This window comes from Serratia sp. TSA_130.1, from assembly GCF_052691795.1.
Genome location: NZ_JBQZFS010000008.1, coordinates 226,341 through 241,738, shown reverse-complemented (window position 1 = coordinate 241,738; position 15,398 = coordinate 226,341). Strand labels below are relative to the sequence as shown.

Below are 15,398 nucleotides of genomic sequence, written 5' to 3'. Positions count from 1 at the left end.
TTTAATTATGCCTGCTTTTTTAGCAGGCATAATGTTAAGCGAGATTTAGGGGCGTAGCTCAGTTGGTAGAGCACCGGTCTCCAAAACCGGGTGTCGCGAGTTCGAGTCTCTCCGCCCCTGCCATATTAAGAACCCTTTGCGAAAGCAAAGGGTTTTTTTTTACCTATTATCCCTTCCCTTGGAGCATTCCCGCTTTGGAAAAGAGCGTATTGGCTGCTCTATGCTGATGTCTATCTGATCCGAGTTGCCTTATGATCTTTCGATCTTTACCCCCGCAGACCTCCTGATTCTCCTACCGTTTTGCATTTTCTTCTCTCAGAAGGCGATGGGCGGTTTTTGGTATGATAGACAGCCATGACCACGGCGGCGGCTTTTAAGGCCGCCATAGCGCTTTAGGCTGCGGTATTTAAAGGTATTTTAAGTAATTGCCGAATCAAAGGCTGTTGATCGCTGTTTTGCAACCAGACGGCATACAGTGGGCGGACAATCGGCGGGATCTCGGCGGCGGCAAGCAACTGCGGATACTCTTTTTCCCACTGGCTGGGCAGGAAAGCGCATCCGCCTGTGGTTTCCAGCAACTGACGCGTCAGGTGTGCCGAGGTGGTCGTGAGTACCGGCACGTTATCACCTTCCAACATGCGGTTTTCCTGTTGGTGGAAGTCGGCCCCCCATTCCAGCTTGATGTAAGGCATGGGGGATTGTTTGTCACGACGCGCGGATGAGAACAGGCGTAATGAGAAATTGCCCAGCTGCTGGCTGGCCAGTTCGTCCATCTTTGGCGGCTCAGTGGTGATCAGTAAATCGAGCTGCCTTTCATGCAGTTGCTTTACCAAAGAGTGCCTTAAGGCCACCCTGGCTTCGAGCTGCAGCGCCTCTCTTTGTTGATAGAGAGACTGCAACCAGGGGGTCAAATAAGCCTCCCACAACGAGGCAGTCGCGCCGATCGACAGCTCGGTATGTTGCAGTGAACGCACGACCTCTTTCTTCGCCAACTGCCAGGTGTTCATCAGGCTTTCGGCATAGGGCAGAAGCCGCTCGCCGGCAGGCGTCAGGCGGATGTTATTGCGATGACGGGTAAATAAATTTGCGCCCAACTGGTTTTCTAACTGACGGATGCGGAAACTGACCGCGGACTGCGTTAAGTACAAAGATTCTGCGGCTCTGCCAAAGTGACGCGTTCTACTGACCTCCAAAAAGGTTTTCAGTAATTCGGTATCCACACCTATCTCCAAAAAAATTTGTCGTTAAGATTTAAATGTTTTGTTTTACACGCTGTCAAGCCTATCTAATACTCCGCGCCATAAACAGCACGGCCATAAGAGAATTAGGAGCGTGTCAGATGGCGGATAGCTTCACCACGACCAATCGTTTTTTTGATAATAAACATTACCCTCGCGGGTTCTCCCGTCACGGCGATTTCACCATTAAAGAGGCGCAATTGCTAGAGCGCTTCGGCTACGCGTTTAACGAGCTGGACTCGGGCAAACGCCAGCCGGCCACTGAAGAAGAACAGCTGTTCGTCGCAGTGTGCCGCGGTGAGCGCGAAGCGGCTACCGAGCAGGAAAAAGTATGGGCTAAATATCTGGCGCGCACACGTCGCCCGAAGAAATTCCATACGTTGTCCGGCGGTAAGCCGCAGGCTGACGCAGTAGAAGATTACAGCGACAGCGAAGACTAAAGACGATGGGGCCTTCGGGCCCCATTTTCTATTCCAGACTACGATGCAGTTGTAACAGCAGACGGTCCATACTGCGATAGCTCAGCGCTTCGCTCAGGTGGCGCCTGCCGATCTCGGCATCCCCCGCCAAATCCGCCAGCGTGCGCGCCACTTTCAAGATGCGCTGCCAGGCGCGGACCGATAACCCCAACGCGTTTAATGTCGCTTCCAAAAACTCGGCGTCTGCCGCCTGCAACACGCAATCCCGTTCCACTTCACGGTTGGTTAACAGCGCGTTGATTTTACCGGCGCGTTCGAGCTGCCGGGTGCGTGCCTGTCGCACTCTTTCCCGCACCTGCTCGCTGCTTTCTCCCTGAGTTTGCCGCTTACTGAGCGTACCTGGAGGTAACAGCGGCACTTCGATAGACAGATCGAAACGATCGAGAAAAGGCCCTGACAGCCGGGCCAGGTAGCGCAGCACCTGCTGCGGCGAGGCGCGATTATGCATACCCTGGTAATGCCCGGTTGGGCTGGGATTCATCGCCGCGATCAATTGCACCTTGGCCGGGAAGCAGACCTTGGCGTTGGCACGTGAAATCACGATCTCGCCGGATTCCAGCGGTTCACGCAGCGCATCCAGCACCTTACGCTCGAATTCCGGCAGCTCATCCAGAAACAGCACGCCGTTATGCGCCATAGATATCTCACCCGGGCGCGGCAGTGAGCCGCCGCCGACCAACGCCGCCATCGATGCGCTGTGATGCGGTGCGCGAAATGGCCTCTGGCGCCATGGCAAAGCGGTGAGAACAGGATGCTGCAAGCTGGCGACCGCCAGGCTTTCCAGCGCCTCAGGTTCCGTCAGCGGCGGCAGTAAGCCCGTCAGTCGACTGGCCAGCATGGTTTTACCGGTGCCCGGCGGCCCAATCAACAATAGGTTATGCCCGCCGGCGGCAGCGATCTCTAATGCCCGCTTGGCCTGCTCTTGGCCGATGATGTCGCGCAGATCTGCGTTCTCGTGCGGGTTTTCTGCCGCGGGAGGCGTGATGGCTACCGGCAGCTCGCCCTGGCCGAGCAAAAAGGCACAGACCTCCAACAGGTGTTGGGCAGTATGGGATTGTGACTGCGCAATCAGGCCGACCTCGGCGGCGTTGTCCGTGGAGAGGACCAATTGTCGCCCGGCGTCAGCCGCCGCCAGCGCCGCCGGGATGGCGCCTCTGACCGCGCGCAGCGCGCCGGACAGCGCCAGTTCGCCAAGAAACTCGTAGCGTGCCAACGGGGCGAGGGGCAGTTGCTCGGAGGCGGCGAGGATCGCCAGCGCAATCGGCAGATCGTAGCGCCCGCCTTCTTTCGGCAGATCGGCCGGCGCCAAATTGACGGTGATGCGGCGGGCGGGAAAGGTGAAACCGTTGTTGATCAGGGCGCTGCGCACCCGATCGCGCGCCTCTTTTACCGTGGTTTCCGGCAGGCCAACCAGCGTCAGGCCGGGCAGGCCATTGCTGATATGCACCTCTACCGTTACGGAAGGGGCCTGAACGCCGATGATGGCGCGGCTATAGATTACCGCCAGTGACATATCGCTCTCCTTGCTGAGGGCGGCATGATGCGCGATTTATCCAGGTGCCGCGCGGCGTTCTTGGCATTTTTTCCATGAAACTCGCAGCATAATCACTGATTTTCATCGAATTGAAAAAGATTGTGCGAACCGCCTCGCAGCCTGTGGCAATACCCATTAACAATTCGCTGAAGCCTGCAACACATTAGCGGCCTGTACGCATTGCAGCCATAGGCTTGATGGGTGTATTTAACAATTGATTAAAAGAAAAATCACTTCTTTAACACACTCCGACCGCCGCGGCAGTCTGCCCGGCAGCCGCTAAATCTCCTGACTTCGTACTCTACGGTAGGGATAACACTATGTTTGGTTGGACCCCGCTGCAACGCAATGCGGCAATCGCCAGTTTTTCAAGCTGGACGCTCGACGCTTTCGATTTTTTCGTACTGGTATTCTTACTCAGCGACATCGCACAATCCTTTCACGTCGGCCTGGAACAGGTCACGTTGGCGATTCTGCTCACGCTGGCGGTGCGGCCGATCGGCGCGCTGATCTTCGGGCGCGCTGCGGAAAAATATGGCCGCAAACCGATCCTGATGCTGAATATCGTCTTCTTCTCGGTGTTTGAGCTGCTCTCCGCCGCCGCGCCCTCGCTGACGGTCTTCTTGCTGTTACGAGTGTTGTACGGCGTTGCGATGGGCGGTATCTGGGGCGTGGCGTCATCATTGGCGATGGAAACCATACCGGACCGCTCGCGCGGCTTGATGTCGGGCATTTTCCAGGCCGGCTATCCGTTCGGTTATCTGCTGGCGGCGGTGGTGTACGGCCTGCTGTTCGAAACGGTCGGCTGGCGCGGCATGTTCGTCATCGGCGCGGCGCCGATCCTGCTGCTGCCGTTTATTTATTATTGCGTGCAGGAGTCGTCGGTGTGGCTGGCGGCGCGTGAACGTAAAGAAAGCAGCGCCTTGCTGCCGGTGTTGAAGAGCCACTGGAAGCTGTGCTGCTATCTGGTGCTGCTGATGGCGGCGTTCAATTTCTTCTCTCACGGCACGCAGGATCTGTATCCGGTATTTCTGAAAGTTCAGCACGGTTTCGATCCGAAAACCGTCAGTATCATCGCCATTAGCTACAATATCGCGTCAATTATCGGCGGCGTTTTCTTCGGTTCGTTATCGGAAAAAATCGGCCGCAAAAAAGCGATTATCATCGCCGCATTGTTGGCGTTACCGGTGATCCCGCTGTGGGCGTTTTCCAGCGGTTCGCTGATGCTCGGGATCGGCGCTTTCCTGATGCAATTCATGGTGCAGGGCGCCTGGGGCGTGGTGCCGACCTACCTGACCGAGCTGGTGCCGGCCAACACCCGCGCGGTGCTGCCGGGGTTCGTGTATCAGCTGGGCAACCTGATCGCTTCGGTCAACGCCACGCTGCAAGCCACCCTCGCCGAGCATCATGGGCATAATTACGGCCTGGCGATGGCCATGGTTGCCGGGACGGTGGCGGTGGCGATCGCTCTGTTGGTGTTCTTCGGCAAGGATACGCGCGGCAAGGCCATCACCGGCGCGGTGAAAAATCCAGGTATGCGCGCCAACGTGTGAAATCCGGGCGATTCGCGTGAGGTATGACCAGATTGCGCCGAATAATAACGCAAAAAAAGTGTTGTCATGTCGCGCGCGGCTGTGGTACCTCTGTAAGCATTAGTTCTGAATGAGCACAGTGAACAAACCCATTATGAAAGCCTTTGCCCAAGTGATTAGCCTAGTCGTGATTAGCGTGGTGGTGATTATTATCCCACCGTGCGGGGCTGCACTTGGACGAAGAAAGGCTTAGCAAACAAGCCGGAATCGCAAGAGAACCCCCGCACCGTCAGGTCCGGGGGTTTTTTATTGGCAAGAGAAAAGTGGAGCAAGGGGCAGAGCATGAAAAACAGAACAAAATCCTGCGGTTGTCGAAGTAAGGCGGGGAAATAACTATGAATGGCGCTCAGTGGGTAGTTCAAGCGTTGCGTGCGCAGGGTGTGGATACCGTATTCGGCTATCCGGGCGGGGCAATCATGCCGGTGTACGATGCGCTGTACGACGGCGGCGTGGAACACCTGCTGTGCCGCCATGAACAGGGCGCCGCCATGGCCGCCATCGGTTACGCCCGCGCCACCGGCAAAGTCGGTGTCTGTATCGCCACTTCCGGTCCCGGCGCCACCAACCTGATCACCGGGCTGGCGGATGCGCTGCTCGATTCCGTTCCCGTTGTCGCCATCACCGGTCAGGTGGGGTCCGCGCTGATCGGCACCGATGCCTTTCAGGAGATCGATGTTCTCGGCCTGTCTCTGGCCTGCACCAAGCACAGCTTCCTGGTGGAATCGCTGGATGCCTTGCCGGGCATCATGGCGGAAGCTTTCGCCATCGCCGCCGGCGGCCGTCCTGGCCCGGTGCTGATCGATATCCCGAAAGACATCCAGCTGGCGCAAGGCGACTTGCATCCGCATTTGATGCCGGTCGATGAAGCGCCGGCGTTACCGACGGCGGCGTTGGCCGAGGCGGCTGAGCTGCTGGCGCAGGCGCATAAACCGATGCTGTACGTTGGCGGCGGCGTGGGCATGGCGCAGGCGGTGCCGGCGCTGCGAGAGTTCATCGCGGTGACCCGCATGCCGAACGTCGCCACCCTGAAGGGGCTGGGCGCGCCGGATGCGCAAGATCCGCTGTACCTTGGCATGTTGGGCATGCACGGCACCAAGGCCGCTAACCTGGCGGTGCAGGAGTGCGATCTGCTGATCGCCGTCGGCGCGCGTTTCGATGACCGCGTGACCGGCAAGCTGAATGCCTTCGCGCCGCACGCCAAAGTGATCCACATGGACATCGACCCGGCGGAGATGAGCAAGCTGCGCCAGGCGCATGTGGCCCTGCAGGGCGATCTGAAAGCGTTGCTGCCGGCGTTGCAGCGCCCGCTGAACATCGCCGCCTGGCGGCAACGGGTGACGGCGCTGAAAGCCGATCACGCCTGCCGCTACGATCATCCCGGCCAGCCGATTTACGCGCCGCTGTTCTTGCGCCAGCTGTCCGCCCGCAAGCCGGCCAACAGCGTGGTGACCACCGACGTCGGCCAGCACCAGATGTGGAGCGCGCAGCACATGACGTTCGAGCGCCCGGAGAATTTCATCACCTCCAGCGGCCTCGGCACCATGGGGTTCGGCGTGCCGGCGGCGGTCGGGGCCCAGATCGCGCGTCCGCAAGATACGGTGATCTGTGTCTCGGGCGATGGCTCCTTCATGATGAACGTGCAAGAACTGGGCACCATTAAGCGCAAACAGCTGCCGCTGAAGATCGTGCTGCTGGACAACCAGCGCCTCGGAATGGTGCGCCAATGGCAGCAGCTGTTCTTCGACGGCCGCTACAGCGAAACCAACCTGTCCGATAACCCCGACTTCCTGATGCTGGCCGCCGCCTTCGGCATTCCCGGCCAGCGCATCAGCCGCAAGGATCAGGTGGAGGGCGCGCTCGAGGCGCTGTTCAACACCGAAGGCCCTTATCTGCTGCAGGTCTCTATCGACGAACTCGAAAACGTCTGGCCGCTGGTGCCGCCGGGCGCCGGCAACGAAACCATGTTGGAGGAAATATCATGATGCAGCATCAACTCTCGATCCAGGCGCGTTTTCGCCCCGAAATGTTAGAGCGCGTATTGCGGGTCGTGCGTCATCGCGGCTTTCAGGTTTGTGCTATGAATATGGTTTCCCCGGCCAACGCCGACAGCATCAATATCGAATTGACCGTTGCCAGCCCGCGTCCGGTCGCCCTGTTGTCATCTCAATTAAGCAAACTGATGGACGTCTCCTGCGTCGAGATCCAGCAGCCAACATCACAACAAATACGCGCCTGAGGCGCCGAGAAGGATAAATAACAATGACAAAGAAAGCCGATTACATTTGGTTCAATGGTGAGATGGTTCCTTGGGCCGAGGCCAAAGTGCACGTGATGTCGCACGCGTTGCATTACGGCACGTCGGTGTTTGAAGGCGTACGCTGCTATGACTCGCACTTGGGGCCGGTGGTATTCCGTCATCGCGAGCATATGCAGCGCCTGCACGATTCGGCGAAAATCTACCGCATGCCGGTGTCGCAAAGCGTCGACGAGCTGATGGAAGCCTGCCGCGCTACGCTGCGCAAGAACAACCTGGTCAGCGCGTACATTCGTCCGCTGGTGTTCGTCGGCGATGTCGGCATGGGCGTCAACCCGCCGGCCGGTTATAAAACGGACGTGATTATCGCGGCGTTTCCTTGGGGCGCTTATTTGGGTGAAGAAGCGCTGGATCAAGGCATCGATGCGATGGTCTCCTCCTGGCACCGCGTCGCACCAAACACGATCCCCACTGCGGCCAAGGCCGGCGGCAACTATCTTTCCTCCCTGCTGGTGGGCAGCGAAGCGCGCCGCCACGGCTATCAGGAAGGCATCGCGCTCGACGTGCACGGCTACATTTCCGAAGGGGCGGGCGAGAACCTGTTTGAAGTGAAAGACGGCGTGCTCTATACCCCGCCGTTCACCTCGTCGGCGCTGCCGGGCATCACCCGCGACGCGATCATCAAGCTGGCGAAAGACATGGGCTTCGACGTGCGCGAGCAGGTGCTGTCGCGCGAATCGCTGTACCTGGCCGACGAAGTGTTCATGTCCGGCACCGCGGCGGAAATCACGCCGGTGCGCAGCGTGGACGGCATTCAGGTCGGTATCGGCAAATGCGGCCCGGTGACCAAACAGATCCAACAGGCGTTCTTCGGCCTGTTCAGCGGCAAGACCGAAGACAAATACGGGTGGCTGGATCCGGTAAACCCGTAACGACAAGGCTCGCCGCGCAGCGTGGCGGACGACAAGACAGACAAGATAAGAAATATCCAGGCGGTTCGTTCGCCGCCTGCCATAAATACATTTGGAGTGAAAAGAGCATGCCTAAGTACCGTTCCGCCACCACCACCCACGGCCGCAATATGGCGGGTGCCCGCGCATTGTGGCGCGCGACCGGGATGACCGACGCCGATTTCGGCAAGCCGATCATCGCCGTGGTCAACTCCTTTACCCAATTCGTGCCGGGCCACGTGCATCTGCGCGATCTGGGCAAACTGGTCGCCGAACAGATCGAGGCTTCAGGCGGCGTGGCCAAAGAGTTCAACACCATCGCGGTGGATGACGGCATCGCCATGGGCCACGGCGGCATGCTCTATTCCCTGCCGTCGCGCGAGCTGATCGCCGACTCGGTTGAATACATGGTGAACGCCCACTGCGCCGACGCGATGGTGTGCATCTCCAACTGCGACAAAATCACCCCAGGCATGCTGATGGCGGCGTTGCGCCTGAACATTCCGGTGATCTTCGTTTCCGGCGGCCCGATGGAAGCCGGCAAAACCAAACTCTCCAACCAGATTATCAAGCTGGATCTGGTGGACGCGATGATCCAGGGCGCGAACCCGAACGTCAGCGACGCCGACAGCGAGCAGATCGAGCGTTCCGCCTGCCCGACCTGCGGTTCCTGCTCCGGCATGTTCACCGCCAACTCGATGAACTGCCTGACCGAAGCGCTGGGCCTGTCGCAGCCGGGCAACGGTTCGCTGCTGGCCACCCACGCCGATCGCAAGGAACTGTTCCTCAATGCCGGCAAGCGCATCGTCGAGCTGACCAAACGTTATTACGAGCAGGATGACGAAAGCGCGCTGCCGCGCAATATCGCCAACAAGGCGGCGTTCGAAAACGCCATGACGCTGGATATCGCCATGGGCGGTTCGACCAACACCGTGCTGCACCTGCTGGCTTCGGCGCAGGAAGGCGAGGTGGACTTCACGATGGAAGACATCGATCGCCTGTCGCGCAAAGTGCCGCACCTGTGCAAGGTGGCGCCGAGCACGCAGAAATATCACATGGAAGACGTGCACCGCGCCGGCGGCGTGATCGGCATCCTCGGCGAGCTGGACCGCGCCGGCTTGCTGAACCGCGAGGTGAACAACGTATTGGGGCTGACCCTGCCGCAGACGCTGGAAGCCTACGACGTGATGCTGACCCGCGACGAAAGCGTCAAGAAAATGTACTCCGCCGGGCCGGCCGGTATCCGCACCACGCAGGCATTCTCCCAGGATTGCCGTTGGGATTCGCTGGACACCGACCGCAAGGAAGGCTGCATCCGCACCCGTGAGCACGCTTACAGTCAGGACGGCGGGTTGGCGGTGCTGTACGGCAACCTGGCGGAAAACGGCTGCATCGTCAAAACCGCCGGCGTCGACAAGGAAATCCTCACCTTCCGCGGCCCGGCCAAAGTGTATGAAAGCCAGGACGACGCGGTAGAAGCGATCCTCGGCGGCAAAGTCGTGGCGGGCGACGTAGTGGTGATTCGCTACGAAGGGCCGAAAGGCGGGCCGGGCATGCAGGAAATGCTTTACCCAACCACCTACCTGAAATCGATGGGGCTGGGCAAGGCGTGCGCGCTGATCACCGACGGGCGTTTCTCCGGCGGCACCTCCGGGTTGTCCATCGGCCACGCTTCGCCGGAAGCGGCTAACGGCGGCCTGATCGCCCTGGTGCAGGACGGCGACATGATCGCGATCGACATTCCTCATCGCGGCATCCAGCTGGATGTCAGCGAGCAGGAGTTGGCGGCGCGGCATGAGGCGGAACTGGCGCGCGGCGACGCGGCCTGGACGCCGAAAAATCGTGAACGTCAGGTGTCCTTCGCGCTGCGCGCCTACGCCTCGTTGGCCACCAGCGCCGACAAAGGCGCGGTGCGCGACAAGAGCAAACTGGGGGGATAAGCAGCATGGCGGTCTCTCAACCCCTACCCAGCGCCCCCTGCGGCGCGGAATATCTGCGAGCGGTACTGCGCTCGCCGGTTTACGAGGTGGCGCAAGTCACCCCGTTGCAGGCCATGAGCAAAATCTCTTCGCGCCTCGGCAACACCATTTTGGTGAAGCGCGAAGATCGCCAGCCGGTGCACAGCTTCAAGCTGCGCGGGGCCTATGCGATGATCGCCGGGCTGGACGAAGAGCAGAAGGCGCGCGGCGTCGTGACGGCTTCGGCCGGCAACCACGCGCAGGGCGTCGCCTTCTCCGGTAAACGGCTGGGCATCAAAACGCTGATCGTGATGCCGGTGTCCACCGCGGACATCAAGGTGGATGCGGTGCGCGGCTTCGGCGGCGAAGTGTTGCTGCACGGCGCCAATTTCGACGAGGCAAAAGCGAAGGCGATCGAGCTTTCCCAACAGCAGGGCATGACCTTTGTGCCGCCGTTCGATCACCCGACGGTGATCGCCGGGCAGGGCACGCTGGCGATGGAGCTGCTGCAGCAAGACGCGCATCTGGATCGGGTTTTCGTGCCGGTCGGCGGCGGCGGCCTGGCCGCCGGGGTGGCGGTGCTGATCAAACAGCTGATGCCGCAGATCAAAGTGATCGGCGTCGAAGCGGAAGACTCCGCCTGCCTGCGCGCGGCGCTGGATGCCGGCCATCCGGTGGATCTGGCGCGCGTCGGGCTGTTCGCCGAAGGCGTGGCGGTGAAGCGCATCGGCGACGAAACCTTCCGCCTGTGCCGTGAGTATCTGGACGACGTGATCACCGTGGACAGCGACGCCATCTGCGCGGCGGTCAAAGATCTGTTCGAGGACGTGCGCGCCATTGCCGAACCTTCCGGCGCGCTGGCTTTGGCGGGGCTGAAAAAGTACGTCCAGCAGCACAACATTCAGGGTGAGCGTCTCGCGCACGTGCTGTCCGGCGCCAATCTCAACTTCCACGGGCTGCGCTATGTTTCCGAGCGTTGCGAACTGGGCGAACAGCGCGAAGCGCTGCTGGCGGTGACCATTCCGGAACAGCAGGGCAGCTTCCTCAAGTTCTGCCAACTGCTGGGCGGGCGCTCGGTGACCGAATTCAACTACCGCTACGCCGATGCCGACAACGCCTGCATTTTCGTCGGCGTGCGGCTAACGCGCGGCCACGCCGAACGGCGGGAGATCATCGACGAACTCAACGCCGACGGTTATCAGGTGGTGGATCTGTCGGACGACGAGATGGCTAAACTGCACGTGCGCTACATGGTGGGCGGGCGTCCGTCGAAGCCGCTGCGCGAACGGCTGTACAGCTTTGAGTTTCCGGAGTCGCCGGGCGCGCTGCTGAAGTTCCTGCAGACGCTGGGCACGCACTGGAACATCTCGCTGTTCCACTATCGCAGCCACGGCACCGACTTCGGCCGGGTGCTGGCGGCCTTCGAACTGGCGCAAAGCGAGCCGGAATTCGAGCGGCACCTGCAGGCGCTGGGCTACGATTGCCACGACGAAACCGACAACCCGGCGTTCCGCTTCTTTTTGCAGGGGTGAGTCCGGTGGGTTTATCCGACCGGTTGTCCCGTTTAGCGGCAGAAGGCCGGGAGATGGAAAGCCAAATCGCGGCGCGCGATCGTGCGCTTTTCGCCGGCGTGGATGCGCAGCTCGAGCAGCATTTCCTGACGCCGGGCCAGCGGCTGTCACCGCCGGGCGTCGGCAACGTCATGCTGCTGATGGTGTGCCTGATGCTGGGCCTGGCGGGCGTGATGGGTCTGGTCACGGATGTGGCGGCCGCCTGGAGCGGCAAGACCTCCGCCGCCGTGTTGATGGGCAGCGGCGCGATCGTGGCGGTGTGGATGACGCTGATCCTGTTCCAACTGGTGCAGGGTAAAAACAGCGGGGTGGTATTGCTGCAATATTACCTTGGCATGCTCGGTCTGTGTTGCCTCGGCGGCGCGGCGGCGTGGGCGGCGGGCATGACCGGCATCGCCACCGGCGCCCTGCTGCTGGGGGGCGCGGTTGGCGGGGCGCTGTTCAGCAACCGGGCGGCGTTCTACCTGTATGTCGCCTATTTCCGCACGCGTCGGCGCGTGTTTATCAAACGCCGTTGGCAGAGGGAAGATCTGCGCAATACCCGATAAACCGTCAGAACGGAAAAACTTATGACGCAACCTTTCTCCGGCTTTAGCCAGCAGGGCCTGAATTTCCTGCAGCAGGTGCGGATCGAGAACGATAAGGCGTGGTTCGACGGCAACCGCGATATCTACGATCGCGAGCTGCTGGCGCCGTTTCGCGCGCTGGTGGAGCAGCTTGCTCCCAGCATGCTGGCGATCGATCCGCAGTTCGAGACTCGCCCGGCGATCGGCAAAACGCTGTCGCGCATTCATCGCGATACGCGGTTTTCTCACGACAAGTCGCGCTACCGCAGCCGCATGTGGCTGACGTTCAAGCGCCCGAGCAAAGACTGGAAAGATGCGCCGGTCTACTTTTTCGAACTGGGGCCGGACATGCTGCGCTATGGGCTCGGTTACTACAGCGCCAACAAGCCGACCATGGATCTGTTCCGCCATACGCTGAAACAGCGGCCGCAGCCTTTCCTGGAGGTGGCCGCCTGTTGCCGGCCGCCGTTCGAGCTGGTGGGCGAGAGCTACAAGCGTCCGCTGGTCAAGGAGCAGGCGGCGGAGATCGCCACCTGGTACAACCGCAAATCGTTCGCGGTGATGGTGACGGACAGCGAAGTTGAAAAGCTGTTCAACGCCGATCTGGCGCCGCTGCTGGCCGGGGCGTTTTTGCAGCTTGAGCCGCTCTATCACTGGTTGATGCAGGTGGAGGCGATGAAGCAGGTCGATCCGGCCGACCTGTAAAAACCCCGCGTCAGCGGGGATGCAGCAATCGCCAAAAGGCGTCGATCAGCGGATCGCTGAGGCGTTTTTTCTGGACGCAGACCCCCAACTCGAACGGTTCGACCATCGAGATGTTATCCAGCTGCGAGATGCGGTTGCGCACCGGTTCCGGGCTGTTGTCCACCACTACGCTCGGGATCAGCGCGATGCCGCAGCCCAAGGCCACCATCGACACGATGGCTTCGTGGCCGCCGACGGTGGCGTAAATCAGCGGATTGCTGATGCGGTGACGGCGGAACCACAGTTCGATGCGTTTTCGCGAAGGGCCGTGCTCCGGCAAGATGAAGGGGATCTCGGCCCAGTCGGGCTTGTCGGCGAACGCCTGGCTGCGCACCGCGCAGGGCAGCGCCGGCGCGATCAGCACCAGCGGAATTTCGCCGATTTTGGTGAACGCCACGCTGGCGGGCAGCGTTTCCGGCCGGCCGGCGATGCCGAGATCGGCCTCGTTGGACTGCACCTTGTCGACCGCGTCGGCGGCGTCGCCGGTGGTCAGCTTGATCTCTACCAGCGGGTGCTGCGCGCGGAAGCGGTCGAGGATCGGCGGCAGGTGGCTGTACGCGGCGGTCACCGAGCAGAACAGCCGCAGTTCGCCGCTCAGCGAAGGGCCGTGCTGGCCGAGCGAGTGCTTCAGCTGCTGATATTGCAGCAGCGTTTGCTGGGCGAATTCTTTCAGCTGTTCGCCGGCGTCGGTGAGCTGCACGGTGCGGTTATCGCGCAGGAACAGCGGCTGCCCGAGGATCTCTTCCAGCCGCTGGATCTGGCGGGAGAGCGTCGACGGGCTGACGTGCATCGCCTTGGCGGTGCGCCCGAAGTGATGGCTTTCGGCCAGATGCAGGAACAGCTTTAAATCACGTAAATCCATATCGATACGCTCGCAGTGAGAGTGTTGCAAAAATTGCAATATCACGTTCTCAATATATCAATTTAAGCAACGCATTTCCTGTTATACATTGAGTTTAACGAATCTCCGCACAGACAGGGCGGGGAATGAAAATAACAATGCAAGACAACATCAAACCGGAGTACCACCATGGCTAACTATTTCAACACATTGAACCTGCGTCAGCAGTTGGCGCAATTGGGTAAATGCCGCTTTATGGCGCGCGACGAATTTGCTGACGAAGCCGGCTACCTGAAAGGTAAAAAAGTGGTGATTGTCGGCTGTGGCGCCCAGGGGCTGAACCAGGGTCTGAACATGCGCGATTCCGGTCTGGATGTCGCCTATGCCCTGCGCAAAGAAGCGATCGACGAGAAGCGCGCTTCCTGGCGCAAGGCGACCGAAAATGGCTTCAAGGTCGGCACCTACGAAGACCTGATCCCGCAGGCGGATCTGGTGGTCAACCTGACGCCGGACAAGCAGCACTCTTCCGTAGTGCGCGCGGTGCAGCCGCTGATGAAAGACGGCGCGGCGCTGGGTTACTCCCACGGCTTCAACATCGTTGAAGTGGGTGAGCAGGTGCGTAAAGACATCACCGTGGTGATGGTCGCGCCGAAATGCCCGGGCACCGAAGTGCGTGAAGAGTACAAGCGCGGCTTCGGTGTGCCGACCCTGATTGCGGTTCACCCGGAAAACGATCCGAAAGGCGAAGGCATGGCGATCGCCAAGGCCTGGGCGGCGGCGACCGGCGGCCACCGCGCCGGCGTGCTGGAGTCTTCCTTCGTTGCCGAAGTGAAATCCGATTTGATGGGCGAGCAGACCATTCTGTGCGGCATGCTGCAGGCGGGTTCGCTGCTGTGCTTCGACAAGCTGATTGCTGAGGGCACCGATCCGGCTTACGCCGAGAAACTGATTCAGTTCGGCTGGGAAACCATCACCGAAGCGCTGAAGCAGGGCGGCATCACCCTGATGATGGATCGCCTGTCCAACCCGGCCAAGCTGCGCGCCTATGCGCTGTCCGAACAGCTGAAAACCATCATGGCGCCGCTGTTCCAGAAGCACATGGACGACATCATCTCTGGCGCGTTCTCCAGCGGCATGATGGCCGACTGGGCGGAAGACGACGTGAAACTGCTGACCTGGCGCGAAGAGACCGGCAAAACCGCATTCGAGAATGCGCCGCAGTTTGAAGGCAAGATCAGCGAGCAAGAGTACTTCGATCACGGCGTGCTGATGGTGGCGATGGTGAAAGCGGGCGTTGAGCTGGCGTTCGAAACCATGGTCGATGCCGGCATCATCGAAGAGTCGGCTTACTACGAGTCGCTGCACGAGCTGCCGCTGATCGCCAACACCATTGCGCGTAAGCGTCTGTATGAAATGAACGTGGTCATCTCCGATACCGCAGAGTACGGCAACTACCTGTTCGCCAACGCGGCGGTGCCGCTGCTGAAGGACTTCATGACCACCCTGCAGGCGGGCGATTTGGGCAAAGCTGTGACGGGTACGGCGGTGGACAATGCGCAGCTGCGCGACGTGAACGAAGCGGTGCGCAGCCACCCTATCGAAACCGTCGGCCGTAAACTGCGCGGCTACATGACCGATATGAAACGCATCGCCGTCGCGGGCTGATTTTCC

The 15,398-nt window shown here is 60.4% G+C and carries 14 protein-coding genes and 1 tRNA gene; 12 read left to right on the top strand and 3 right to left on the bottom strand.

The features are described 5' to 3' along the window. The first annotated feature begins 47 nt into the window (after nt 1-47). Nucleotides 48-123, top strand: a tRNA-Trp gene (locus tag ACUTQY_RS22825). 269 nt (nt 124-392) lie between these two features. Here ACUTQY_RS22825 and hdfR read toward each other — a convergent pair. Continuing rightward, nucleotides 393-1,220, bottom strand: coding sequence for an HTH-type transcriptional regulator HdfR (gene hdfR, locus ACUTQY_RS22820; RefSeq protein ID WP_033645382.1), 828 nt, complete (start codon nt 1,218-1,220; stop codon nt 393-395). Nucleotides 1,221-1,339: 119 nt separating this feature from the next. On the opposite strand from hdfR, the gene ACUTQY_RS22815 reads away from it, so the two are divergent. Next, nucleotides 1,340-1,678, top strand: coding sequence for a DUF413 domain-containing protein (locus ACUTQY_RS22815; protein WP_004929946.1), 339 nt, complete (start codon nt 1,340-1,342; stop codon nt 1,676-1,678). A 28-nt stretch (nt 1,679-1,706) separates the two neighbouring features. Here the strand turns inward: ACUTQY_RS22815 and ACUTQY_RS22810 are convergent, their stop codons facing one another. After that, entirely contained in the window at nt 1,707-3,230 is a 1,524-nt protein-coding gene (locus ACUTQY_RS22810; RefSeq protein WP_033645381.1) for a YifB family Mg chelatase-like AAA ATPase, read from the bottom strand. A 341-nt stretch (nt 3,231-3,571) separates the two neighbouring features. Here ACUTQY_RS22810 and ACUTQY_RS22805 point away from each other — a divergent pair, with 341 nt between their 5' ends. The 9 genes from ACUTQY_RS22805 (at nt 3,572) to ACUTQY_RS22765 (ending at nt 12,847) form a co-directional block, all read left to right on the top strand. Next, nucleotides 3,572-4,804 (top strand): MFS transporter, encoded by a 1,233-nt coding sequence (locus ACUTQY_RS22805; RefSeq protein WP_046687960.1) that lies wholly within the window; start codon nt 3,572-3,574, stop codon nt 4,802-4,804. A 133-nt stretch (nt 4,805-4,937) separates the two neighbouring features. Further along, nucleotides 4,938-5,036 carry an ilv operon leader peptide gene (gene ilvL / locus ACUTQY_RS22800; protein ID WP_013814970.1) on the top strand — a complete coding sequence of 33 codons (99 nt, stop codon included), beginning with the start codon at nt 4,938-4,940 and terminating at the stop codon, nt 5,034-5,036. A 142-nt stretch (nt 5,037-5,178) separates the two neighbouring features. Then, a complete protein-coding gene (ilvG, locus tag ACUTQY_RS22795; RefSeq protein WP_033645379.1) occupies nt 5,179-6,825 on the top strand; it encodes an acetolactate synthase 2 catalytic subunit in 1,647 nt (548 codons plus the stop codon). Next, entirely contained in the window at nt 6,822-7,079 is a 258-nt protein-coding gene (ilvM, locus tag ACUTQY_RS22790; protein ID WP_004929955.1) for an acetolactate synthase 2 small subunit, read from the top strand. The genes ilvG and ilvM overlap by 4 nt, the downstream gene beginning before the upstream one ends. A 23-nt stretch (nt 7,080-7,102) precedes the next feature. Then, nucleotides 7,103-8,029: a branched-chain amino acid transaminase gene (locus ACUTQY_RS22785; RefSeq protein ID WP_033645378.1), complete on the top strand. Its 927-nt coding sequence runs from the start codon at nt 7,103-7,105 to the stop codon at nt 8,027-8,029. A 107-nt stretch (nt 8,030-8,136) separates the two neighbouring features. After that, entirely contained in the window at nt 8,137-9,987 is a 1,851-nt protein-coding gene (gene ilvD / locus ACUTQY_RS22780; RefSeq protein ID WP_015379395.1) for a dihydroxy-acid dehydratase, read from the top strand. A gap of 5 nt (nt 9,988-9,992) precedes the next feature. After that, nucleotides 9,993-11,537, top strand: coding sequence for a threonine ammonia-lyase, biosynthetic (gene ilvA, locus ACUTQY_RS22775; protein WP_015379394.1), 1,545 nt, complete (start codon nt 9,993-9,995; stop codon nt 11,535-11,537). Nucleotides 11,538-11,590: 53 nt separating this feature from the next. Beyond that, a complete protein-coding gene (locus tag ACUTQY_RS22770; RefSeq protein WP_046687959.1) occupies nt 11,591-12,124 on the top strand; it encodes a hypothetical protein in 534 nt (177 codons plus the stop codon). A 21-nt stretch (nt 12,125-12,145) separates the two neighbouring features. Then, a complete protein-coding gene (locus tag ACUTQY_RS22765; RefSeq protein ID WP_046687958.1) occupies nt 12,146-12,847 on the top strand; it encodes a DUF2461 domain-containing protein in 702 nt (233 codons plus the stop codon). Nucleotides 12,848-12,857: 10 nt separating this feature from the next. Here ACUTQY_RS22765 and ilvY read toward each other — a convergent pair whose 3' ends face one another. Then, nucleotides 12,858-13,748, bottom strand: coding sequence for an HTH-type transcriptional activator IlvY (gene ilvY / locus ACUTQY_RS22760; protein WP_004929971.1), 891 nt, complete (start codon nt 13,746-13,748; stop codon nt 12,858-12,860). 168 nt (nt 13,749-13,916) lie between these two features. On the opposite strand from ilvY, the gene ilvC reads away from it, so the two are divergent. Next, entirely contained in the window at nt 13,917-15,392 is a 1,476-nt protein-coding gene (gene ilvC / locus ACUTQY_RS22755; RefSeq protein WP_046687957.1) for a ketol-acid reductoisomerase, read from the top strand. The last annotated feature ends 6 nt before the right edge of the window (nt 15,393-15,398 follow it).